The sequence below is a fragment of the Streptomyces sp. Go-475 genome (assembly GCF_003330845.1).
In the GTDB taxonomy this organism is placed as follows: domain Bacteria; phylum Actinomycetota; class Actinomycetes; order Streptomycetales; family Streptomycetaceae; genus Streptomyces.
In genome coordinates this window covers 5,214,160-5,238,142 of sequence record NZ_CP026121.1, presented here as the reverse complement: position 1 = coordinate 5,238,142, position 23,983 = coordinate 5,214,160, and the positions used below count along the sequence as shown (strand labels likewise).

Below are 23,983 nucleotides of genomic sequence, written 5' to 3'. Positions count from 1 at the left end.
GCTACCGACGGAAGCTCCCACCGGCACGCGCCACTCCCGCTCCCCCTGTCACTCCGTCACATCCACCACATACCGATTCGTCTCCACCCCCGCCGCAGTAACCACCTGCACCTCCACCCGCCCCGGCTCCACATCCGCCGGCACCGGCACGGTCAGCAGCGTGTCGGTCGGATTGCGGAAACCGCCCGGCACCGGCACCAGAGGCACATGAACATGCACGGCACCCACCCGCACGACCATCCGAGCCAGCCGGTCGGCCGCCTGCGCCCCCGGCGGTACGAACCCCGCACCCCGGATCTCGATGTCGTCACCCGTACGGATCGGCGCGTCCAGGTCCCCCGCCTCCCGCGCCCGCACGACGGAGAGGATGACCGGCCGCCCGCCCTCCGCGTACTTGCCCGCCAGGTACGTCGCCGCCGACACCAGCACCACCACCGCCAGTCCCCACGGCAGATCCGGCAACTGGTCCGGCCGCCTGGCCAGCCGTACCGCCGCGAAGACCAGGGCGACCCCGCTGATCACGACGTACTGGATGTCCGCGAAGGTGCCCCGCCCGGAGTCGTCGGTCAGCAGGTCGGCCGCGCGCGGCCGGTCGGCCCGTACCTTCTGCAGCCGCTGCCCCAGGACCCGCAGCCCGACCACCCGCCGCACGAGGACGGCGATCCCGCACACCACGGCGAGCACGGTCACGACTCCGGCGCCGCGGGCGAGTTCCAGCCCGGAGATCAGCGCGTCCCGCTCCCGGTGCCGGGAGGCGGCGGCGAGCCGCCCGGCCAGCACGAGCACCGAGTACGCCACGAAGAGCACCCAAGCCGCGGCGACCGTACGGGAGGTGGACAGCCGGTTGTCCTCACCGATCACGGGCGCCAGCGCACCGCCCTTCGCCCGGTGGAACCACGACGCCGCGGTCAGCGCACCGGCCACGACCAGCGCCGCGGCCAGCCCGGCCGTGCGCGCCGACGTCCAGCCCGCGCCGACCGCGGTGAGGGCCTGCCCGAGCAGCAACAGCACGACGACGGCCCACACGACGCCCGCCGTGCGGCGCCACAGGCCGGTCAGCCAGGCCTGGCCCTCGGCCCGTCCGCGTTCGGCGACGAGTTCCGCGGACTGCGCGAGTTCCTCCGAGACCCACTGGCGGGAGGCCGAGGCGGAGTGGGCCACGGCGGCCGGCAGCCCCTGCCCGGCCGCGAACTCGTCCCGCCGGCGCAGGAACGCGGCGACGGCGCGCCGATGCCCCTCGCGCGCCCCGTGAGGACAGTCCCCGCAGGCGCACCCACCTCCGTGGGGTTCACCCGGTCCGGCCCCGTGACCACCCCCGAGCCCACCACCGTGACCACCCGCGTAACTCCCCGCGCGGCCACCGGCATAGCCGCCCGCGTATCCGCCCCGGTACCCGCCCTCATACGCACCGGCACGCGCACCCGCGTACACACCCGCGTCCCCGCCGCCCTGCCCCGTCTCGCGCACCGTCACGCCCGACGCCCGCCTTCCCGCGACCCAACCACCGCCGGCCTTCCGGACCCCGGAAACACCGCTGTGCAACTCCCGTGCGACGACAGCGAATTGTGCCCTATACCACCCGGTCCGCGTCCGCCCGCTCTGGTCAACACGGGTGAAGTTCGGCGCGCCGTGTTGACCTGGCTGGGAGAATTCCCCTATGGCCGAGATCATCCAGCGTGACGGGACCTGGGCCTTCGACGGCAGCACGGTTCGGATCACGCCCGGTCTGCACCGCTCCGTGCCGCTGTTCCGGCAGACGTACGGAGAGGTCGCGGTGCCGCTGGAGGCGGTGGCGGGGGTCGTCCTGGAACCCGAACGCAGGCGTGGACGGCTCCGGTTGCTGCTGCGCGAGGGCGCCGACCCGCTGCTCCAGGCGACGGGCGGCCGGCTGCCGGACGAGGCCGATCCGTACCGGCTGTCGGTGGAGGTCGACCGGACGGGGGTCGCCGAGTACGTCGCCGAGGAGATCCGCCGCGCGCTGCTCCTGGACCGGGTACCGAAGGAACCGGTGAAGGCGTATCTGCTGCCCGGCCCGCCGGTTCCCGTCTCGGTGCGCTCCTCGGACGGGACGGTCTCCTTCGACGGCTCGCAGGTGCGGATCGACTGGAGCGACACCTCCGAGCGGGTCAAGCGCGCCACCGGCCCGCGGATCATCGACCTGGGCGACCTGGTGCGGGTCGAGTGGCTGCCGAACTCCGGCCACGAGGACGGCTTCCTGCGGTTCGTGACACGCGAGACGGTCTTCTCGAAGCTGCCGCCGGAGAAGGACCCGTACGCCCTGGACCTGTGGGGCAGCACCCGCCGCGATCTGCTCACGGCGCTCGTCGCCACGGCGGTCACGGCCCGGCTGCCGCACCCGTCGTCCCGCGCTCCGGCAGGAAGCGACGCGAATGTCCCGGCGGGAAGCGACGCGAATGACCCGGCAGGAAGCGACGCGAATGATCCCGCCTCCCGCCCGGCACCCGGCCCGCCCCGCACCACCGACCACCACGACGTACTGCTCCGCCGCCTGCGTGAGCTGGGCCGGTTGCACCGGGAGGGGGTGCTCACGGACGAGGAGTTCGCCCGCACGAAGGCGGTGGTGCTGCGCGGTTTCTGACCGCGCCGGCGCCGCTCCCTAGCCGAGCAGATCCGGCTCGCTCCGGCAGATGTCCTGCCACATCGGCTGGTAGTTGATCCACGCCACCAGGTCGCCGCCCAGCTGCTCGCGCGTCGCCACCGCCATCCGGTGGTCGATGCGGACCGGCCGCCCGGCCGCCTGCGCCGTCAGCTGCACCTGGCAGGACCGCTCCATGGACACGAACCACCAGGCCGCCGCGTCCACCGAGTCGCCGACGGTCAGCAACCCGTGGTTGCGCAGTACGAGCGCCTTGCGGGAGCCGAGCACGGCCGCGATGCGCCGCCCCTCCTCGGCGTCGACGGCGACACCGGTGTAGCTGTCGTAAAGGGCGTGGTCCTCGTAGAAGGCGCAGCTCTCCTGGGTGATCGGCTCCAGCAGGTCGCCGAGGGCGGCGAGCGCCCGGCCGTGCACGGAGTGGCAGTGGGCGACGGCGACCACGTCGGGGCGGGCGGCGTGCACCTGGGCGTGGACGGTGAACGCCGCCTGGTTGACGTGGTGGCCGCCCTCGACGACCTGGCCGTCCTGGTTGGCGAGCACCAGGTCGTTCACGGTGACGTGCCGGAAGGGCATGCCGAACGGGTTGACCCAGAAGCAGTCGCTGTACTCCGGGTCGCGGGCGGTGATGTGCCCGGACACGCCGTCCTCGAAGCCGAGCCGCCCGAAGATCCTGAGGGCGCCGGCGAGCCGCTCCTTGCGGTGCCGGCGCTCGTCCTCGACCGACTCGTGCATCGGCGGCATGGCGAACCGCAGTCGGTCGGTGGGCAGCGGCAGGGGCGGGGTGGGCCCGTGCATAGGTCCTCCAGCGCTGGTTCTTCGTACGGGGCGGAAGCTACCGCCGCTCGGCCCGCGAAGGACAGAACCGTTTCGTGAAGATGAAACGCGCGCCCCCGCGAGCACCCTGCACCCACCCTTGTGCCCCCTGGCTCCCCGACCCCACGAATAGCCGACAGAGGATGTCCGGTTTGGGCGCCAGACTCTCCGTATGACAGCGAACTGGGCGGCTTTCGCCACCGCCGAACCGGACCTGGCAGGCACCGTCGAGAAGCGTTTCGGCGCCTACACGCACCACGTTCTCGCCACGCTCCGCAAGGACGGATCGCCCCGGACGAGCGGTCTGGAGGTGCGCTTCCTCGGCGGCGAGCTGTGGCTCGGCATGATGCCGGACTCCCTGAAGGCGCTCGACCTGCGCCGCGACCCGCGCTTCGCGCTCCAGGCGAACCCTGGGGAGGGCACCGGCATGGGCGGCGGCGACGTCCGGATCAGCGGCCGGGCGATCGAGGTCGACGACGTGGAGACGAAGGCCGGATACGTCGAAGAGGTGGAACCGCCGGAGCCGTTCCACCTCTTCCGCGCCGAGCTGACGGAGGTCGTGCGGACCTACGTCGAGGACGACACCTACCTCGTCGTCCAGGTCTGGAAGCCCGGCGAGCCCCTGCGCACGATCAAGCGCACGTAGGGGTCACTCCCACTCGATGGTCCCCGGCGGCTTGGAGGTGACGTCGAGGACGACACGGTTGACGTCCTTGACCTCGTTCGTGATCCGCGTGGAGATCCGGGCGAGGACGTCGTACGGCAGGCGCGACCAGTCGGCCGTCATGGCGTCCTCGGACGAGACGGGGCGCAGGACGACGGGGTGGCCGTAGGTGCGGCCGTCGCCCTGGACGCCGACGCTGCGGACGTCCGCGAGGAGGACCACCGGGCACTGCCAGATGTCCCGGTCGAGGCCGGCCGCCGTCAGCTCCTCGCGGGCGATGGCGTCGGCCTCGCGGAGGAGGTCGAGACGCTCCTTCGTCACCTCGCCGACGATCCGGATGCCGAGGCCCGGGCCGGGGAACGGCTGGCGCTGGACGATCTCCTCCGGCAGGCCGAGCTCCTGGCCGACCATGCGGACCTCGTCCTTGAACAGCTTGCGCAGCGGCTCGATCAGCTTGAACTCGAGGTCCTCGGGGAGGCCGCCGACGTTGTGGTGGGACTTGATGTTGGCGGTGCCGGTGCCGCCGCCGGACTCGACGACGTCCGGATAGAGCGTGCCCTGGACGAGGAACTCCACGGCCGGGCCCTCGTCGGCGATGATCTCGGCCTGGGCCTGCTCGAAGACGCGGATGAACTCGCGGCCGATGATCTTCCGCTTCTCCTCGGGGTCGGAGACCCCGGCGAGCGCCTTGAGGAACCGCTCCTCGGCGTCCACGACCTTCAGCTGCACGCCGGTCGCGGCCACGAAGTCCTTCTCGACCTGCTCGGTCTCGCCCTTGCGCATCAGGCCGTGGTCGACGTACACGCAGGTCAGCTGGGAGCCGATGGCCTTCTGGACGAGGGCCGCGGCGACGGCGGAGTCCACGCCGCCGGACAGGCCGCAGATGGCCCGCTTGTCGCCGACCTGCTCGCGGATGGCGGCGACCTGCTCGTCGATCACGTTGCCCGTGGTCCAGGACGGGGTCAGGCCCGCGCCGCGGTAGAGGAAGTGCTCCAGCACCTGCTGCCCGTGCGTGGAGTGCATCACCTCGGGGTGGTACTGGACGCCGTAGAGCTTCTTCTCGTCGTTCTCGAAGGCGGCCACGGGCACGACGTCCGTGGAGGCCGTGACGGAGAAGCCCTCGGGGGCGGCGGAGCAGGCGTCGCCGTGGGACATCCAGACGGCCTGCTCGGCGGGGGTGCCTTCGAAGAGGGTGGACGACGACTTCGAGACGTGCAGGTCGGTGCGGCCGTACTCGCGGGCGCCGGTGTTGTCGACGGTGCCGCCGAGGGTCTGCGCCATCAGCTGGAAGCCGTAGCACATGCCGAAGACGGGGACGCCGGCCTCGAAGAGTTCGCGGTCCAGGCGCGGGGCGCCCTCTTCGTAGACCGACGAGGGGCCGCCGGAGAGGATGATCGCCGCGGGGTTCCTGGCGAGCATCTCCTGGACCGGCATGGTGCTCGGCACGATCTCGCTGTAGACCCGCGCCTCGCGGACGCGACGGGCGATGAGCTGGGCGTACTGCGCACCGAAGTCGACGACCAGGACGGTGTCGGCGGCGTTGGCAGCGGGAGTCGCTGATGACACGGGGTGCCTTCCGGCGGTGGGGCGGGGGTCTTGTGCCACCCGATTCTACCGGGGGCGGCCGGGCACCTTCCGGGTACCGGGCAGCCGCCCCGTCTCAGGATGCGAACCGGCTTGGACGTCTCCGGCGCGCGGTGCATACTTGCCCCCATGTTCAAGCACCAGACGTTCGTCTTTACCTATGGCACCCGGCCCGCCGGCTGCCATGGTCGTGCTGCTTGAGCAACTGACAAGCGACTTCCCAGGCGCCCCGGGCCGACAAGGCCCGGGGCGCCTGTCGTCGTCCGGGCCCTGCCGCCTCGGGGCAGCCCCTGACGACGAGGAGCCCCTCCCATGACCGCCATCGACGTGACCGGCGCCCGTACCCCCGAGGCCGCCGACGTGATCACCGGCGCGCGCGAGCGGATCGACGCGCTCGACGACCGGATCATCGGCCTGATCCAGGAACGGGCGGCCGTCTCCGCCGTCATCCAGGAGGCCCGGATCGCCTCCGGCGGCCGGCGCGTGAACCTCTCCCGCGAGATGGAGGTGCTCGGCCACTACAGGGAGGCGCTGGGCAAGCCGGGCACCACGCTCGCGATGACCCTGCTGGAGCTGTGCCGCGGCAGGATCTGACCCGCGCGGGGAATCGGCGTTCGCGGGACACACGTCCGCACCGCCCTCACCCGTACGGCGCGTGACCGGCCCCCGCGCCGCCTCGTTGGTCCCGGTGTCCGTGCCAGCCAGGCGCGGGCCCGAGAGAACCACGCGTGGCTCGCTGGAGCGATGAGACGTACGGATCGTGCCGTGCGTCGTGGGACCTCGCTCCAGGGATGTGACCGGACGGCAGGGGACAGCAGCCCGGTCACCCAAGAGAACGGTCGGCTCCGGGGACGCCCGGGGCCGACCGGCGGACATTGCAAAAATGCACAAGGCTGGGTCAAACGGTTGCGGGCGCCGCGTTCATCCAGCACGATGCGTATACAGCCCAAGTCCCTCGGCGGGCACCCGCATTGCCCGACTGCCAGAGGTCGAGACCAGCGGCGCAACCCCCCGGCGCCGCTTCCAGGCACCGGCGCTGCCCTGACGTCGGTGCTGACGAGAAGAAGGGCCCCGCGGCTCCACCCCGCGGGGCCCTTCGCTTCTGCGCCGACGCCCCTCCGGGCCCCCGGGCTCAGGTACGAATCACCGTCCCGGACTCAGGTACGAGTCACAGTCCCGTCCCGGACTCAGGTACGGGTCACCGTCCCGCAGTCGTCGCGGTCGCCGTCGTCGATGTCCTTGCTCCGGTCGTACGGGTCCGTCGCGGGGCCGCTCGGGGCCGCGCCCGTCGGGCTGCTCGACGGGAACTCCGGGTGCAGGTAACCGTCGTAGACGAAGCAGGACGAGTTGCCGATCTCCTGGTCGTACTCCACGAGCAGCAGCCGGCCCTGGGTGACCTGGTACCGCGTCGCGTCGGCGAGTTCGGTCTCGACGACCCGGCGCACGATGGTGCGGGTGACCTCGGTGGGGCCGTCGGCCCGCACGACGGGGTAGACGAAGGTGTAGTCGGCGCGCACCGCCACACCCCCGTGCGTTCCCTTCCCGAACGTCATACGGCCGCGTGTCTTGATCACGTCGCCGACGGGCCGCACCTCGTCGGGGTCGAAGCGGCTGAACAGCGTCACCGGGTCGTGGTTCCGGCTCGGGGAGCGCAGGGCGGTGCCGAGTTCGTCGAGGAGTTCCGGCTGCTTGGGGTCGAGCACGGCGAGCGCGGCCTCGGGGCGTCCGCCCCGTACCGTCCTGGGGTCGAGGTTGGCGCCGACCAGCAGCTTCTTCGTCAGCTTCAGCGCCTGTTCCACACGGTCCGCGGGGACCGCGCCGACGGCCTTCGCGGGCGGCAGGACGATACCGGCCTCGCCGTCGGCCCAGCGCAGGGCCGGGGAACCCGCGAACGGCTCGTCCAGGGTGGGGGTGTCGGGGTCCGACGCGGCGGGCGGGGCGGTGGGTGCCGCGGTCTCGGCGGGCAGTGGCGAGGCCTCGGCCTGGGAGCCCCCGGTGCCGAAGGGGTGGCCGGGCAGCAGCGACGGCTTCAGGGCCACCACCGCGACGGCTGCGGCGACGGTCACGCCGAGGGCCGTCCACAGCTTGCGGCGCCGGGCCGCGCGGCCGTTCATCTCCTGCCAGGCCGGACCCGTTCGCCACCCCGGCGGCAACTCGCCCCGGGCCTCCTGCTGCCGCAGGCGCTCCGTCACGATGCGCGCCCGCGCGGACGGCTCCTTGGGGGCGGAGGAACGGATGTCGCGCTCGGTGTCGCGGGTGAACTGCTCCCAGACGTCGTCGGGGAGCTGCGAGGCCGACGGCTGATCGTCGGACGGCTTTTCAGACACGAGGACCAGATCTAAGCCGGTGGTGAGCGCCTTCACAAGAAGGTCTTGAGTGTGACTCAGCCCACATAAGAATTCTGTGAATGTCAGCGCAACCATTCACAGGTTTCACGGATCAAACCTCTCGAACCAAGGGCCACACCCGCGCCCCACACGCGGAGGCCTCCCCCAACGTTCGTACCGCACCCCGCGGTACGCCGGACTTTCCGAGGTCTTCATGAAGCTTCGCCGCGCCATGGCAGCAGCGGCCGCCACGGCGGTCATAGCCCCGGTGGCACTGCTCGCGGCACCGGCCGCGTACGCGACCGACGAGACGACGCCCACGCCGAGCGCGTCGGTGAGCGAGTCCGCTCCCGAGACGTCCGCCTCGCCGTCGGTGAGCGAGTCCGCTCCCGAGACGTCGCCGTCGCCGAGCACCTCCCCGAGCGAGTCCGCTCCCGAGACGTCGCCGTCGCCGAGCGCGTCCGCGAGCGAGTCCTCCCCGTCGCCCTCCGCCTCGGAGCCCGAGGAGTCGGAGTCCCCGGACCCCGAGCCCTCGATCTGCGAGGACACCAAGGTCGACGTCAGCATCTCCGGTCTGCCCGGCAAGATCGCGGCGGGCAGCGGCTGGCACAAGTTCTCGCTGAACGTGCTCAACAACTCCGACTCCACGCTGAACGACCTCGACTTCTTCGCGGGGGCCTCCCCCGACAAGAACGGCGAGGAGCTGTTCTCCAGCAAGCAGGTCCAGCTCCAGGCCTGGGACCCCCAGGACAAGATCTGGGTCGACCTCAACGAGGGCGGCTACGCGGTCGGCTACGTCGGTTACACCGACGAGCTGCAGCCCGACTACGAGGTCAACATCCCGCTGCGCCTCAACGTCAGCAAGTCCGCCCCGGTCGGCGCCGGCTTCTCGCTCGGCGCGACGATCTACGGCGACAACGACGCCGAGTGCACCGGCTTCGGTGACGTGTCGTACAAGTTCCAGATCGTCTCCGCCGGTACGGACACCGACGGCACCAAGCCGCAGGAAGGCGGCAAGGCGCCCGTCACCGACGAGAAGCCGAGCGGCAACACGCCGGAGGTCACCGGCAGCCTCGCCGAGACCGGCTCCAGCTCCGCCCTGCCGATGATCAGCCTCGTCGGCGGTGCCGCGGTCGTCGCCGGTGCCGGCGCGATCTTCGTGGTGCGTCGCCGCAAGGCCGGCGCGGAGGCGTAAGACGCAGCGCCCCGTAGGGGGCAACGCCAAGCGGAAGAGGGACCTGCGCTCGGAGGGGGGCGCAGGTCCCTCTTCTGCTGTCCGTCTTGCTGCTGTCCGTCTTTCCGCTGTCCGCTGCCGTCAGTTCTTCGGCGGCACCGCGGGCAGTCCCAGGAACGGCAGCCGCAGGGCGCCGAACGCCTCCGGCGGGACCGCCGGGGACTTCGGCTCGACCGGCTGCAGCCGCTCGTAGGCCGTGCCCTGCTTCGGCCGCGGGTCGGGCTCGCCCTTGTTGGGCCAGTACGACATCGCCCGTTCGGCCTGGGCGGTGATGGTCAGGGACGGGTTGACGCCCAGGTTGGCGGAGACCGCGGCGCCGTCGACGACCGAGATGCCGGGGTGGCCGTAGAGGCGGTGGTACGGGTCGATCACGCCGGTCTCGCGGGAGGAGCCGATCGGGCAGCCGCCGAGGAAGTGGGCCGTGAGCGGGGTGCCCATCAGTTCACCGACGTTGGAGCCGGCGAAGCCGTTGATCTCGGCGGCCAGCGCCGACGCGCTCTCGGTGGCGGCCTTGATCTGCTTGGGGTTGGGGGCACCATGGCCCTGGCGGGCGGTGAGCAGGCCGCGGCCGGCTCCCGACGGTTTCAGGTACGTCGTCAGGGAGTTGTCCAGCGACTGCATCACCAGGCCGATGATGGTCCGCTCCGACCAGCGCCGGTTGGACAGGGAGCGCAGCACCAGCCAGGGGTGTCTCGCCGCGTGGGCGAGGAAGCCCAGGACCCGTGAGGTGCCCGAGTTCGTCCCGGCGTAGGGGACCTGGAGGATGGACAGGCCGCCCATCGAGTTGGAGCCCTTGCCGTAGCGGACCGGCTCGATGTGGGTGTTCGCGTCGGGGTGGATCGAGGACGTGATGGCCACGCCCCGCGTGAAGTCGACCCTCGGCGCGCCGTGTGCCTTGCGGTAGCGCCGGTCGTCGGTCTGGGCGCCGACCAGGGCCTCGGAGTTGGTGCGGGTCAGCTCGCCCAGCCGGTCCGAGATGTACGGCAGTTGGCCGCCCGCCTTCATGCGGTGCAGCAGGGTCTGCGTGCCGTAGGTGCCGGCGGCGAGGACGACCCGGCGGGCCGTGTAGGTGCGGCCCGCGGCCTTGCGGCGGTCGTCGGTGGGCAGGGTGGCGACCGCGTACCCGCCGCGTGAGTCGTCGGTGACCGAGACGACCGTCGTCAGGGGGTGGACGACCGCGCCGGCCTTCTCGGCGAGGTACAGGTAGTTCTCGTTGAGGGTGTTCTTCGCGCCGTGGCGGCAGCCGGTCATGCACTCGCCGCACTCCGCGCAGGCCCTGCGGGCCGGGCCCGCCCCGCCGAAGTACGGGTCGGGCACCTCCTGGCCCGGCTCGGCCTTCACCGTGCCGTCGGCGTCCTCGCCGTCGCCGAAGAAGACGCCGACGGGGGCGAGGTGGAAGGAGTCGCCGCAGCCCATGCGCTCCGCGGCGGCCTTCAGATGGACGTCGGAGGGGGTCATGGTCGGGTTGAGCCGGACGCCGAGCATGCGCCGGGCCTGGTCGTAGTACGGCTTCAGCTCCTCCTGCCAGTCCGTGATGTCCCGCCACTGCGGGTCCTCGAAGAACGGTTTCGGCGGGACGTAGAGGGTGTTGGCGTAGTTGAGGGAGCCGCCGCCGACGCCCGCGCCCGCCAGGACCATGACGTTGCCCAGCAGGTGGATGCGCTGGATGCCGTACATCCCGAGTTTGGGGGCCCAGAGGTAGTTCTTGAGGTCCCAGGAGTTCTTCGGGAGGGTCTCGCGGGTGAAGCGGCGGCCGGCCTCCAGGACGCCTACCTTGTAGCCCTTCTCCGTGAGGCGCAGGGCGGTCACGGAGCCGCCGAAGCCGGAGCCGACGACGATGACGTCGTAGTCGTATGCGTCCTGAGGCACGTGCTCTCCTCGCTGAATCACCGGAACCGGAACGCCTTCATCAGGCGGAGGCTCCTGCTCATGAACCGGGCGTACTGCTCGTCGTCCATGCCCAGGGAGGGGGCCATCGGCAGGACCCGCTGGTGGGCGACCGTCTGGGCCTCGGTGTACTTGAGGATGCCCTCGGAGCCGTGGCGGCGGCCGAGGCCGGAGTCCTTCATGCCGCCCATGGGCGCCTGGGCGCTGCCGTACGCGGGGGCGTAGCCCTCGTTGATGTTGACCGTGCCGGTGCGCAGGCGGGCGGCGACCTCCTGGCCACGCCGGGCGTTCTTCGTCCAGACCGAGGAGTTCAGGCCGTACGCCGTGGCGTTGGCGCGCTCGACGACCTCGTCCTCGTCCTTGAAGCGGTAGACGGAGACGACCGGGCCGAAGGTCTCCTCCGTGCAGACGGACATGTCCGTGCCGACGCCGTCGAGGATCGTGGGCTCGAAGAAGTACGGGCCGATGTCCGGGCGCGCCACCCCGCCCGCGACGACGGTCGCGCCCTTGGCGACGGCCTCCTCCACGTGCCGGGTGACGGTCTCCAGCTGTCGTTCGCCGACCAGGGAACCCATGTCGGCGCCGTACGCCAGGGACTTGCCGAGGCGCATGGCCTTGGTGCGGGCGGCGAAGCGCTGCAGGAAGGCGTCCGCGATCGACTCGTGGACGTAGAGCCGCTCGATGGAGATGCAGAGCTGGCCGGCGGAGGAGAAGCAGGCGCGCACGGCTCCGGCCGCGGCCTTCTCGATGTCGGCGTCCTCCAGCACCAGCATGGCGTTCTTGCCGCCGAGTTCGAGGGAGACGCCGACCAGCCGGGCGGCGGCGCCCTGGGCGACCTCGCGGCCGGTGCGGGTGGAGCCGGTGAAGGAGACGTAGTCGGCGTGCCGGACGACCTCGGGGCCGACGACCGGGCCCTCGCCGAGCACGACCTGGAAGACGTCGGCGGGCAGGCCGGCCTCGATCAGCAGGTCACGGGCCCACAGGGCGGTCAGGCAGGTCTCGGTGTCGGGCTTCATGACGACCGCGTTGCCCGCGACGAACGCGGGGAGCGCGTCGCCGACCGACAGCTCCAACGGGTAGTTCCACGGGGCTATCTGGCCGACCACCCCACGCGGGTGGCGCAGTTCGGTGACCTTCGTGAGGGTCGGCATGGCCCCGGCGTGCCGCTTCGGGCGGAGGTAGGCGGAGGCCCTGCGGCCGTAGTGCCGGGCGGCGACCGCGACGGCCTGGACCTCCTCGTGGGCGTGCAGGCGGGCCTTGCCGGTCTCCAGCTGGATGAGGTCGAGCACCTCGGCCTGGCGCTCCAGCAGCAGGTCGTGGAAGCGGAGCAGGACGGCGGCGCGCTGCCGCACCGGGGTCTGCGCCCACACCGCCTGGGCGGCGCGGGCCAGTTCGAAGGCCCGTGCCACGTCCTCGGGCGTCGACTCGGGGAGGTCGGCCAGCTTCTCACCGGTGAACGGCGTGTGGTTGGCGGTACGACCGGAGCCGAGCACGCCCTTGGTGAGCTGGGCGATCAGCTCGGGGGTCACCACGTCGGCGGCGGTGCGGGCGCCCTCCGGGGCGGGGGCGAGGGGGTTCGTACCGGTCTGTGCCGTGCCGGTCTCTGCCGTCTTCTCGGCGGCCTGCGCGTCCGTCATGAGGCGCAGGGTATGCCGCGGCGGAGCCTTTGGGTACCCGTCGGTAATACGGCTTCACCGACTGCACACACGACGCCAGTGGCTGCTGGCAACAAACGCGCTGATCAGGGCGTGGGGCGGTGGCGGGCCGATGTGATTCAGCCTTCCACGATTCCCAGCCGGTCCCGGGCGCCCTGGAACAGCGAGGTGCCCTCCTTCTCCTCCGGCGTGCCCCTGGGCATGTCGACGCGCAGTTCGTACATGCGGTCGTCGTCGGTGCGGACCATGACCTGCATGACCCGCCGGGGGGCCTCGTCCAGGTGGTAGGTGGTGTCGGCGATGGCGGCGTCGTAGGCCTGGACGCTGGTGCGGGTGTACCGCGTGCGGGCCTGCTCCCCCCAGGCGGCGTGCGCCTTCCGGGCCTCGTCCATCGGGGAGCCCGGGGCCCTGTCCCACAGGAGGAGGCGGACCTGGACGCTGCCGCCCCGCGCATCGCCGTAAAGGGCCATGCGGGGCTGGTCGGTGGCGCTGCCGGCTTCGGCGAGCCGGCGGTAGTCGGCCGGGAGGTGGAGCACCGCCGACAGATCCGGCTCGCGGTGCGCGGTCCAGGTGCCGCCGGGGCCGGAGGCGGTGGGGGCCGGCGTGGCGCCGACGGGGTGGTCGGTGGTCTCCGCGCTGCTGGTGTCGGCGAGCTGGGTGGCGGCCCCGATGCCGCCGACGAGCAGCGCGCCCAAGAGGGCGACGGGGCCGGGGCGGAGGAGGTGGTGCTTCGGCGTGTCGTGGTCGACGGGCACAGAGGGCGTGACGGGCGCTGACGGCGTGTCGTGGTCGACGGGCGCTGACGGCGTGTCGTGCTCGACGGCCTCAGACAGAGTGTCGTGGTCGACGGGCGCAGACAGCGGGTCGCGCTCGACGGGCGCAGACAGCGGGTCGTGCTCGACGGCCTCCGGCGGTGCGGTCGTTCCGCCGCCGAGCCGTAGCGTGCCGTCCTCCGACCGCTCCAGTATCTCCTCGGCCTCCTGGCCGAACTCCCGCACCGGCTCCCTCTCCGGTCCCCGCCCGGCCACCGCCTCCAGTTCCTTCGCGACCTCCTCGGCGTCCGGCCGCTGTTCGGGGTCCCGGGCCAGCAGCCGTACGATCAGCGGCCCGAGCGGTCCGGCCCGCTCCGGTTCGGGCGGCTCGGCGGCGAGGATCGCGGCGAGCGTGGCCTTGGGCGTGGTCCGGCGGAACGGGGACGCGCCCGCCACGGCGGCGTACAGCAGCACTCCCAGAGACCACAGGTCGGAGGCGGGCCCGGCGATACGGCCGGACATCCGCTCGGGGGCGACGAACTCCAGCGAGCCGACCGACTCCCCACCGGCCGTGAGGGAGTCCTCGCCCCGCACATGGGCGATGCCGAAGTCGGTGAGGACGACGCGCCGGTGCGGGCCCAGCAGCACGTTGGCGGGCTTGACGTCCCGGTGCACGATGCCGACGGAGTGCGCCGCGCGCAGGGCGCCGAGGACCGCGAGGCCGATCCGGGCGGCTTCGGGCACGTCGACCGGGCCGCGCCGGAGCGTCTCGTGCAGGGACTCGCCCCGGACCAGCTCCATGACGATCCAGGGCAGCCCGTCGAGCGCCTCGGCAGCGTCGAGTTCGTCGGGGCCCGAGGGCCGCGGGCGGTCGTCCGGCTGCTCCGCCTCGACGACCACGTCGTGGATGGTGACGGCCGCGGGATGGTCGACGCGGGCGGCGGCGCGGGCCTCGCGGTGGAGCCGGTGGGCGGCCCGCCGGTGGCTCTCGTCCTCCGGCTCGCCGGGCAAGTGGGGCTGTTTGACGGCGACTTCGCGCTGGACGAGTTCGTCGCGGGCCCGCCAGACGGTGCCCATCCCGCCGGAGCCGATGCGCTCGATCAGCCGGTACCGTCCGCCGACCAGTCGGCCCTGGGCGCCCGTCCCGCCCCCGTCGTTGCTCATGCCCCATCAGTACCCTGCGAGACGGGGGATTGTCGACGCGAGTCGGTTCCGGGCGCCGGTAAGTCGCCCCCCGGGCAGCTGACGGTGCGTCACCGGTGCGCGGAGGTGCTGGGGGACGCCGACCGGGTCGCGGGCGTCTCGGGTGCCGAACTCGTCGGTGTGGGGCCGCCGTCCCCGTCGCCCTCCCCCCTGAGCAGCGCCGCCGCGGACACCCCCGCCCCGGCCATCGCGGCGACCAGCAGCGCGGCCACGAGCACCCGCCGCGTGGGCTGCCGGAGGAACGACTCCTCCCGTTGGCCGTCCGGGACGGGCCCGTCCGCCGCCGGCCCGGGCGGTTGCCGGTCCGCGATGTCCTGCGGCGGTGCGAGGGGCCGCCCGCGCGGGGCGTCGTCCCGCACCGTCGGCGCGTAGCCGGGCGGCGGCGCCTGCGGCGTACGGCCCGTGTCGCGGAAGGCCCGCAGCATCCGCTCCGCCCGGTCCGCGTCCAGCCGCCGGTCCGGATCGCGTTCCAGCAGACCCCGTACGACGGGCAGGAGCGGCCCGGCCTGCGCGGGCGGCTGGATGTCGCCGACCACGACCGCGTGCAGGATGCCGCCCAGCGAGTCGCGGTGGAACGGCGACTCCCCGCTCAGGGCCGCGCACAGCAGCGCGCCCAGCGACCACAGGTCGGACTCGGGCCCGGTCCGGGCCCCGGACATCCGCTCGGGCGCGGTGTACTCGGGCGAGCCGACGAAGGAGCCGTTCTCGGTGAGTGTGGGGGCGCCCTGCACCTGGGCGATGCCGAAGTCGGTGAGGACGACCCGGTCGGTGCCGGTCTCCAGCAGCACGTTGTCCGGTTTGAGGTCGCGGTGCAGCACCCCGGACGCGTGGGCGGCCCGCAGCGCGCCGAGCAGTGCGATGGCGATGCGCGCGGCCTCGGCGGCGTCGACCGGGCCGCTGGTGGCGAGCCGGTCGGCGAGCGAACCGCCCTCGATCAGCTCCATGACGATGTAGGGGCGGTCCTCGTGCTCGACGACGTCGTGGACGACGATGATGTGCGGATGGCTCAGCTGGGCGACCGCCCGGGCCTCGCGCAGCGTACGGTCCCGCTGCCGGCGCGCCTCGGCCGCCGAGAGCGTCTCGTCGTAGGGGAGTTCCTTGACGGCCACGCCCCGGCCGAGCAGTTGGTCGGTCGCCCGCCAGACCACGCCCATGCCCCCGCGCCCGAGCCTCTCCTCGAGCCGGTAACGGCCCGCGATGACACGCATGTTGTGCCCCTCGGTCCCCATACGGCCATCATGCCCCACCGGACCGGACCGCTCCGGGGCGGCGACCTGCGGGTGGCCGAAACAGACAGCCCCGGGTCAGAGACCCCGCCTTCTCAGGAGGTCTTCTCCTGCCAGCCCTGCAGCACCGAGGTGAACTGCTTGCGCGCCTTCGCCCAGTCCGACGCCGGCGCGGACATGTAGAGCGCGTACTCGGTGCCGTCGCGGGCGATGTACGTCTCCTCGATGGCGCGGCGCGGCCCGGGGAACTTGTTGTCCGTCGCCTGCGCGGTCCAGGTGTACTCCCACAGGGCGCCTTCCCGGTCCCGGTAGATGTTGCGCTTCAGCGTGAGGCGCTTGTAGTGGGCCAGGTCCTTGAGCTGCTCCTCCAGGTCGAGCTGGTGGGCGTAGGGGTCGCCGAAGTCCGGGGAGGTGTCGACGGCGATCCGGACGAAGTGCCGGCCGCCGTCGGGCGTGTAGTCGATCTGCCTGAGTTCGCCCTGCGGGCCGTAGAGCTGGCGCTTCCAGCCCTGGGGCAGGTAGAGGCTGAAACCGGCGGGGTCGTCGCGGCGGGTCCAGCCGGCGGGCACCGATCCGCCGGGCTGTTCCTTGGTCCGGGAAGCGGTCGAGCCGGACGCGGCGCCCGGCGTCTGCCGGCCCTCGTCCCACTGCTGCAGCGCCACGGCCGTGCCCCCGCCGATGATCGCCGCGAGCGCCACGACGAGGGCGAGCGTGCGCAGCCGGCGGCGCCGTCCCGGACCGGCGGGCTGCGGCCCGGTCGCCGTCGGGCCGACCGTGGCGGGACGGCCCGCCGGAGTGCCTGCCGTGGGCGTCCCCGCCGTCGGTGTCCCGGCCGTCGGCGTTCCGGCGGCCGGGGTGCCGGCCAGCGGGGGGAGCGGGGTGCGGGTGTGGGACGCCGAGGGGGAGCCGGCCGGGCCCGTGCCGCTGTGGGCCTCCTGGTACGGCGGGGTCCCTCCGTACTGCGTGGGGGCATATGCCCGCGCCCCGCTCGGCCGTCGTCCCTCCGCCGCCTCGGCCAGCATCCGCTCGGCCTCGGACGCGTCGGGCCGGCTCGCGGGGTCCTTGCGGAGCAGGGCGGTGATGACGGGCGCGAGCGGACCGGCGTGCCGGAGTTCGGCGGCCTCCTCCTCGACCACCGCCTGCATGGTGGTCAGCGGGGTGGTGCGGCGGAACGGTGACCGGCCCTCCACCGCCGTGTAGAGCGTCGCGCCGAGCGCCCACAGGTCGGAGGAGGGGCCCGGGTCGTGGCCGCGCACGCGCTCGGGGGCCAGGTAGTCGACCGAGCCGACGACCTCTCCGGTCCGGGTGATGGTGGTGTCGCCGTCGATCTGGGCGATGCCGAAGTCGGTGAGCAGGACCCGTCCGTCGCGGCCGAGCAGGACGTTGCCCGGCTTGACGTCGCGGTGCAGGACGCCGGCGGTGTGCGCGGCACGCAGCGCCCGCAGTACCCAGAGGCCGATGCGCGCCGCCTCGCGCGGTTCGACGCGCCCCTCCTCCTTGACCGCGTCGGCCAGCGAGCGGCCCTCGACCAGCTCCATCACGATCCACGGGCGGCCGTCGTGCTCCAGCACGTCGTGCACGGTGACGACCGCGGTGTGGCTGATCCGCGCGGCCGCCCTGGCCTCGGCCCGGGTGCGGGCCAGCAGGATCGCCTGCTCGCTCTCGGAGACGTAGAGGGCGGCCGTCAACTCCTTGATGGCCACCGACCGGTGCAGCACTTCGTCATGTGCACGCCATACCCGGCCCATGCCGCCACTGCCGATGGACTCGGCCAGCCGGTAGCGGCCCGCGACGAGCAGGCCCTGCATCTGATTCACGTTGCCCCGCAATGGTCTTGACAGGGTCAGCGTAAGGACCCGCGCTTTCCCAGGGAACAAGCGGGGTACCACGGTGACCGCACTGTGACGGTTGTCGCCGTCCGGGACCCGAGGGAAAGGTGAGGTGAACGCCGGCGCGCGGCAGGCGCCTCAGGGGATCATTTCGTCGCCCGGTACGTCGCCGCCGCCTGCTCGTACAGCCGCGTCACCTCGTCCCGCTCCGCCTCCGGGCCGCGCACCTGGACCACGTGGTACCGCCCGTCGACCAGCATCGCGAGGTTGCGCACATACAGCTCGCCGCCGTCCTCGCCGGTCCAGGTGAACTGCCCCTCGGCCATGGTCCGGCCGCCCACCTCGATCGTCTTCAGGCCCGTGGAGGTGGCCCAGCTGGAGTCCCGGTACGGCTGCAACTCGCGCTCCCGCTCCCGCTGGTAGGCCATCGGGTCGCTGCCGTACTCCGACGCCCTGTCCCGGCCCGGTACGACGATGAGCCGGAAGTCGCCCTTGGCGTAGACGACCTGGCCGTCGCCGTTCCCCGGGGTGCGGTCCCAGCCCTTGGCGACGGCGACCTGGAAGCCGGCCGGGTCCTTGCGCAGCGTGAAGCCGTCGGCGACGTCGGGGCCGGTGGTCTGGGTCTCGCCGGCACCGGCCGACGTCGACGGGCTCTTCCCGGGGGCGGGCGAGGTCTGGTCGGGCCGCGGCTCGCTGCCGGCGTCCGGCTCGGGCGCCTGGCTGACCTCGCCGGCGGCACCGGTGCGGTCCGCGCCCTTCGCGCCTTCGGTGTCCGACTTGGGCATGAAGAGCATGGCGTAGGCGATCGCGGCGGCCATCGCGAGCAGGACCAGCAGGAGCAGGGTGCGGCCGAGGCGGTGCGGCGACCGGGACTCCTTGGCCCGCTTGTGCCGCCCGTGGTGCGCGGGCAGCCCGGCCCGCCGCCGTCGCACCAGCTCGCCCCGGCGACGTACGACGGGCAGCCGGCTGGCATCGACGGGCGGGGCCGGGACGACGTGCAGCCCGGCCTCCGGCTCCGGCGCCGAGCGCACCAGGGACCGCAGCCAGCCGCGCAGCTCCTCGAAGTCGAGGCGCTCGGTCGGGTCCTGACGCAGCAGTGACTCCACGACCGGCCGGAGCGGCCCGCACTCCTCGGCGTACGCGGGCGGTTCCGCGCACACCATCTGCACCAGCTCGGCCGTCGACTCCTCCGGGTAGGGCGCGTGGCCCTGCACGGCCCGGAAGAGCAGCGCGCCGAGCGCCCACAGGTCGGTGGCGGGGCCGATCGGCGCGGCCAGCTGCCAGTTCTCGTGGACGGGTCCGGCCTGCTCCGGCGCCCAGCGCTCGGTGACCGGCCCGACGACCGCCATCCGCGCCTGCCGGGCCCGCTCGGCGGCCAGGGCCGTGGCCGGACCGCGCCGGGGGGCGGGGGTGTCGGCGACCAGGTCGTCCCACCGCGTGGCCGCGGAGGTGTCAGAGGCCGGGGGGAGGGCCGCCTGTTCCTGGTCCTGCGCCGGGGGCGCGTCGCCCCGCCCGCCGCGGGGCGTGGCGCCGTGCCAGGCGGTCGTCCGGGGGTTGCCGCCCACGCCGTAGGGGTCGGCTATCCGCCCCGGCGGGGCCGCTTCGGGTGCCGTGCCCTGCCCGGGGATGTACGGCGACCGCGCCGAGCCGTTGCCGTGCGGCGCGGGACCGCTGTCCGGGGCGGGGCGGGCGCCGGGCAGCGCCGCCCGGCCGTTCTGCTGCGCCTCCTGGACCCGGGCGGCGGCCCGGGCACCCGCCCGGTAGGCGGCGATCGCCCCGGCGCGCGCGGCCCGCGGGTCGCCACCGTCGTCCTCGCTCCGGCGCGCCGGCACGGCCGGTCCTCCGCCGGTGCCGGCTCCGGCCGTCGGCAGACCCCTGGCCTCCCGCGCCTCTATGGCGGCCCGCCGCGCGGCCTCGGGGTCCCCCGAGCCACCGATCCCGCCGGGCCCACTGCCCCCGGCCGGACCTCCGGGGCCGCCGGCCCCGCCCGGGCCTCGCCCGCCGGCCGGACCGCCCACGCCACGCGTCAGCCCGGCGGCCCCACCGGACTGTCCCGGGCCACCGGCCGGGCCGAGCCCCTGCTCGGACTCCTCGTAGGCCGGCGGCGGCACCGGGTCGTACCCGCACAGCGCCTCTTCCGCCGCTCCCACCGCCAGCCCGGTCAGCATCACCCGGCCGTCGTCGCAGACGAGCACCGTCCGCGCGGTGATGTTCCGGTGCACCCAGCCGTGGGCGTGCAGCACCCGCAGCGCCATGAGCACGTCGGAGGCCACCTCGGCCGCCCGGTACGGCGTCAGCGGCTTCTCGGCGAGCAGCGCGGCCAGCGGACGCGCGGCCACCAGCTCACTGACGATCCACAGCGAACCGCCCTCGGCGAACACGTCGAAGACCTGGTCGAGCCGGGGGTGGTCGGGGATGGCCGCCGCGGCCTGCGCGGCCTCGACCGCGCGTCGCACCACCGGATCCGTGGGCCGCCGGGTGCCCGGACGCGCGCCGGGCCGCCGCGCGCCCCCCTCGCGTGCCGTGAAGCCGTCGGGCAGCCCCTCCGCGTCGAGGACCTCGGCCTCGACCACTTCGGGCAACGGCACCTGCCTGACCAGGACTTCCTGTCCGCTGTAGGTGTCGAAGGCGCGGGTCTCGGTGAGTTCGTACTCGTCGGACGGCGGCAGCGGCAGGCGGTAGCGGTCGGCGAGTACCCGTCCCGCATAGTCGTCCACGGTGCCTCCCCCGGCAGCCTGGTCGGTCACATCCGTTCGCCCCACGGTCCGTTCCGGCTGCGTACGGTCCGCAAACATTTACGATACGTGCCGCAGGCAACCCGCATCGTGGGGATGCCAGATCTCACTCCCCAAACCCGGGGCGGCCCATGCTCAGGACTTGGGTTCGAAGGTCTTGGTGAGCGTCCGCCACGTCCCCTCGCGCAGCTCGCCCTCCCAGTCGGCGGCCTTCGCCGTGTACATCAGCGCGTACCCCTGCCGGTCGTCGACGACGAACCCACGGTCGATGGTCCGGTACTTGGTGCCGCTCTCGACGTAGGTGAACTCCCAGTCGGCCGTGTTCCAGCCGCGGTAGTCCACCTGCTCTATTCGGATCCTCTTGTACTGGGCGCGCTGCATGTAGCGCTCCTGGTTCTTCCAGTCCGCCACCGGGTCGCCCTTGGGCGTGGACGTCCAGGCGATGAGCAGCTTCTGCCCGTCGGGGCCGGTGAACCGGTCTCCGGCCGCACCCGTGGAGCCGTACTTCCACCCCTTCGGCAGGCCGATCGAGTACCCCTGCTTCCCCTGGTGGGTCGACACCTCCGAGGTGCCCCCGCCACCGGAGCCGCCGGAACCCGCCCCGGCGCCGGCACCGGAGGAGCCGCTCGGCGTGCCGTCCGAGGCAGTCCCGGAGGGCGCGGGCTGGGTCGCCGCACCGTCCGTACGCGTGCCGTCCTTCTCGTCGCCCTTGGTGTCGGCGCTGCCGGACGCGGTGGCGACGGTCTTGTCGCCGCTCCCGCCGGCCGCTCCCTTCGAGCCGTCGTCGTCCCCGCTGAGCGCTATGGCCAGGACGGTGCCGATCACGGCGAGCACCACGACCACCGCGATGATCATCAGGGTCCGCCGCGGCACCACGTCGGTGAGCGGCGCCCTGGGCACGGGCCGCGGCGGCAGGTCCGGCCGCGGCATCACGGGCCACCCCGAACTCTGGCCCCCGGACGGCGTCTTCGCCCCCTGCGTACCCCGCTCGCCGGCCCCGGCCGCCGCACCCGAGGCCGCCGTACCACCCGACTGCGCCCCGGACGCCCCCGCGCCCCCGCTCCGCGCCGCCCTGCCGTCCGGGCGGGAAGCGCCCGGGCCGGAAGAACCCGAACCGGAGGAGCCTGAACCGGAGGGGCCTGATCCGGAGGAGCGCGAGCCGGCCTCGGACTCGGTGGTGGCGGCGGCGGCCGATCCCGCCGCGGCCTTGCGCACGGAACGCAGCGCCCCGCGCAACCGCTCCCCGGCCTCCTCGCCCCGCTTGCCCGCGGAACCCGCCGAGCCCGCCGAGCCCTTCTTGCCCGACGGCCCGCCCGGCTGCGCCGGCAGCGGCACGACCTTCGTCGCGTCCAGCGGCTCGGCCTCGGACGGCACGGGCGCGTGGATGACCGCGTTCAGCAACGCCCGGGCGCCCGCGTCGTCGAGCCGCTTGGCCGGGTCCTTGGTGAGCAGCCCGTGGATGACGTCCTTCAGCGGGCCCGCGTTCTTCGGCTCCTCCAGCGGCTCGGTCATCACGGCCGTGAGGGTCGCTATGGCCGACCCCTTGTCGTACGGCGGTGTGCCCTCCACCGCCGCGTACAGCAGACCGCCGAGCGACCACAGGTCGGCCGCCGGGCCGGGCTTGTGCCCGCGCGCCCGCTCCGGGGAGATGTAGGAGGGCGCGCCGACGAGCATGCCGGTCGAGGTGATGGACGGATCGCCCTCGACCTGGGCGATACCGAAGTCGGTGAGCACGACCCGGCCGTCCTCGGCGATCAGCACGTTCGACGGCTTCACGTCACGGTGCAGGATGCCCTCGCGGTGCGCGGACCGCAGCACGTCCAGGACGGCGAGCCCGACCTCCGCGGCGCGCTTCGGGTCGAGGAGGCCGTCCTCCCGGATGACCTCGGCCAGCGACTTGCCCTCGACCAGCTCCATCACGATCCAGGGCCGGTCGTCCTCCTGGACCACGTCGAAGACGGTCACCGCGCTGTTGTTGCGGATCCGCGCGATCGCCTTGGCCTCGCGCAGCGTCCGCGTGATCAGCCGCCGCTTCTCGTCCTCGTCGATGTTGCCCGGGAACCGCAACTCCTTGACGGCGACCGTCCGCCCCAGCGTCTCGTCCTCGGCCCGCCAGACCGTGCCCATGCCGCCGCGGCCGAGCACCTTGCCCAGCCGGTAACGCCCCGCGAGGAGACGCTCCCTGTTGTCCTGACGAGTGTCCTGACGAGATGTGCCCGCCCGCTCCGCCTCCGACATGCGTCCCCTCATACAACCCGCCCTGACAGAGCCTCCATTGTCTCTCACCCGACAAGTGCCCAGCGCCCAGGGGGCCCCTGGCGGACGCCGGCCGGCCCGCCCGCCCCGAACCCGGGTGCGGCCTCCCGCGCGCCGCCTTGCATGATGGGCCCCGATCAGGGAGGAGCCTCATGCCGCCGTTTCGGACGCTGCTGGCCCTGCCTGTGTCCGTAGCCCTCCTCGGTCTGCCCCCGGCCGACTCCTCGGCTCTCTCGACACCTCCCACGAACTCCGTGCTGCCGCTGCTGGTGACCCGGGGCAGAGCCCCCGCCGCGGCCCTGCTGGCCCGGGAGGGAGCCACCATCCGCTATGCCCACGCCGGGCGGGGAATCGCCCCGTCGGACCACTTCCGGGCGGGCAGCATCACCAAGACGTTCATCGCCACGGTCGTGCTGCAACTGGCCGCCGAGGACCGGCTGTCGCTGTCCGACACCGTGGAGCAGCACCTGCCGGGTCTGGTCCGGGGAGCGGGCAACGACGGCCGCGCGCTGACCCTGCGGTCCCTGCTCACCCACACCAGCGGCCTGTACGACTTCACCGCGGCCACCGACGGAACCGTGCCCGTGACCGCCCGTCAGGCCCTGCGCATCGCACTCACCCACCCTCCGGCCGCACGCGGCCGCTTCTCCTACTCGAACACCAACTACGTTCTGCTCGGCCTGGTCATCGAGCAGGTCACCGGCCACTCGTACGCCACCGAGGCCGAGCGCCGCATCATCACTCCGCTGCGTCTGACGGGCACCTCCTTCCCTGGATCCCGCTCCTCGCTGCCCGCTCCGCACGGCCGCGCCTACGCCGCCGACGGCACGGACGTCACCGATCTCGATCCGCGGGTGGCCGGCGCCGCGGGCGAGTTGGTGAGCACGCTCGCCGATCTGGACACCTTCTACGGGGCCCTGCTCGGGGGGCGGCTGCTGCCCCCGCGCTGGCTGCGCGAGATGCTCGACACCCGAGCCGCACACGGCGCGTACGGCATGGGGCTGTTCCCGGAGAAGCTTCCGTGCGGCACCACGGTGTGGGGGCACAACGGGCACATATCCGGCAGCTATGTGCGCGCCGCCGCCGGCGTCGACGGCCGGCGGGTCCTCACCTTCCGCGTGAACACGGACGCGATCGCAGATCCCGGCCTCGAACCCGCGTTGCTCGCGGCCGAGTTCTGCCCCCGCACCGCGTAGAACGA

At 73.3% G+C, this 23,983-nt stretch carries 15 protein-coding genes and 1 pseudogene; 5 read left to right on the top strand and 11 right to left on the bottom strand.

All coding sequences use genetic code 11. The features are described from left to right. Nucleotides 1-48 precede the first annotated feature (48 nt). Nucleotides 49-1,284: pseudogene (locus C1703_RS24275) on the bottom strand (hypothetical protein); the annotation flags it as partial. 373 nt (nt 1,285-1,657) lie between these two features. Here C1703_RS24275 and C1703_RS24270 point away from each other — a divergent pair. Beyond that, a complete protein-coding gene (locus C1703_RS24270) occupies nt 1,658-2,599 on the top strand; it encodes a DUF4429 domain-containing protein (RefSeq protein ID WP_114254838.1) in 942 nt (313 codons plus the stop codon). Between the two features lie 18 nt (nt 2,600-2,617). Here the strand turns inward: C1703_RS24270 and C1703_RS24265 are convergent, their stop codons facing one another. After that, complete coding sequence (locus C1703_RS24265) at nt 2,618-3,412, bottom strand: class II aldolase/adducin family protein (protein ID WP_114254837.1); 795 nt, start codon at nt 3,410-3,412, stop codon at nt 2,618-2,620. A 190-nt stretch (nt 3,413-3,602) separates the two neighbouring features. On the opposite strand from C1703_RS24265, the gene C1703_RS24260 reads away from it, so the two are divergent. Continuing rightward, nucleotides 3,603-4,076, top strand: coding sequence for a pyridoxamine 5'-phosphate oxidase family protein (locus C1703_RS24260; RefSeq protein ID WP_114254836.1), 474 nt, complete (start codon nt 3,603-3,605; stop codon nt 4,074-4,076). A gap of 3 nt (nt 4,077-4,079) precedes the next feature. On the opposite strand, the gene guaA is transcribed toward C1703_RS24260, so the two are convergent. Continuing rightward, nucleotides 4,080-5,660, bottom strand: a complete 1,581-nt coding sequence (guaA, locus tag C1703_RS24255; RefSeq protein ID WP_114254835.1) for a glutamine-hydrolyzing GMP synthase — start codon at nt 5,658-5,660, stop codon at nt 4,080-4,082. 330 nt (nt 5,661-5,990) lie between these two features. Between guaA and C1703_RS24250 the strand changes: the two genes are divergently transcribed. Beyond that, nucleotides 5,991-6,272 carry a chorismate mutase gene (locus C1703_RS24250; protein ID WP_114254834.1) on the top strand — a complete coding sequence of 94 codons (282 nt, stop codon included), beginning with the start codon at nt 5,991-5,993 and terminating at the stop codon, nt 6,270-6,272. A 593-nt stretch (nt 6,273-6,865) separates the two neighbouring features. Here C1703_RS24250 and C1703_RS24245 read toward each other — a convergent pair. Then, complete coding sequence (locus C1703_RS24245) at nt 6,866-8,005, bottom strand: hypothetical protein (protein ID WP_114257563.1); 1,140 nt, start codon at nt 8,003-8,005, stop codon at nt 6,866-6,868. Nucleotides 8,006-8,219: 214 nt separating this feature from the next. Between C1703_RS24245 and C1703_RS24240 the strand changes: the two genes are divergently transcribed. Then, the gene (locus tag C1703_RS24240) at nt 8,220-9,200 is read left to right on the top strand and encodes an LAETG motif-containing sortase-dependent surface protein (RefSeq protein WP_198678259.1); all 981 of its coding nucleotides are present in this window, start codon (nt 8,220-8,222) and stop codon (nt 9,198-9,200) included. A gap of 120 nt (nt 9,201-9,320) precedes the next feature. On the opposite strand, the gene C1703_RS24235 is transcribed toward C1703_RS24240, so the two are convergent. The 7 genes from C1703_RS24235 to C1703_RS24205 all read right to left on the bottom strand — a co-directional run bounded on the left by C1703_RS24235 (nt 9,321) and on the right by C1703_RS24205 (nt 22,764). After that, nucleotides 9,321-11,108 carry a GMC family oxidoreductase gene (locus tag C1703_RS24235; RefSeq protein ID WP_114254833.1) on the bottom strand — a complete coding sequence of 596 codons (1,788 nt, stop codon included), beginning with the start codon at nt 11,106-11,108 and terminating at the stop codon, nt 9,321-9,323. Nucleotides 11,109-11,125: 17 nt separating this feature from the next. Then, entirely contained in the window at nt 11,126-12,763 is a 1,638-nt protein-coding gene (locus tag C1703_RS24230) for a succinic semialdehyde dehydrogenase (RefSeq protein ID WP_114254832.1), read from the bottom strand. Nucleotides 12,764-12,900: 137 nt separating this feature from the next. After that, nucleotides 12,901-14,697, bottom strand: a complete 1,797-nt coding sequence (locus C1703_RS24225) for a serine/threonine-protein kinase (protein WP_114254831.1) — start codon at nt 14,695-14,697, stop codon at nt 12,901-12,903. 89 nt (nt 14,698-14,786) lie between these two features. Beyond that, nucleotides 14,787-15,944, bottom strand: a complete 1,158-nt coding sequence (locus C1703_RS24220; RefSeq protein ID WP_232840573.1) for a serine/threonine-protein kinase — start codon at nt 15,942-15,944, stop codon at nt 14,787-14,789. Nucleotides 15,945-16,057: 113 nt separating this feature from the next. After that, complete coding sequence (locus C1703_RS24215) at nt 16,058-17,770, bottom strand: serine/threonine-protein kinase (RefSeq protein WP_114254829.1); 1,713 nt, start codon at nt 17,768-17,770, stop codon at nt 16,058-16,060. Nucleotides 17,771-17,937: 167 nt separating this feature from the next. Then, entirely contained in the window at nt 17,938-20,508 is a 2,571-nt protein-coding gene (locus C1703_RS24210) for a protein kinase (protein WP_114257561.1), read from the bottom strand. Between the two features lie 153 nt (nt 20,509-20,661). After that, nucleotides 20,662-22,764 (bottom strand): serine/threonine-protein kinase, encoded by a 2,103-nt coding sequence (locus C1703_RS24205; RefSeq protein ID WP_114254828.1) that lies wholly within the window; start codon nt 22,762-22,764, stop codon nt 20,662-20,664. Between the two features lie 170 nt (nt 22,765-22,934). On the opposite strand from C1703_RS24205, the gene C1703_RS24200 reads away from it, so the two are divergent. Beyond that, complete coding sequence (locus tag C1703_RS24200; protein WP_114254827.1) at nt 22,935-23,978, top strand: serine hydrolase domain-containing protein; 1,044 nt, start codon at nt 22,935-22,937, stop codon at nt 23,976-23,978. The last annotated feature ends 5 nt before the right edge of the window (nt 23,979-23,983 follow it).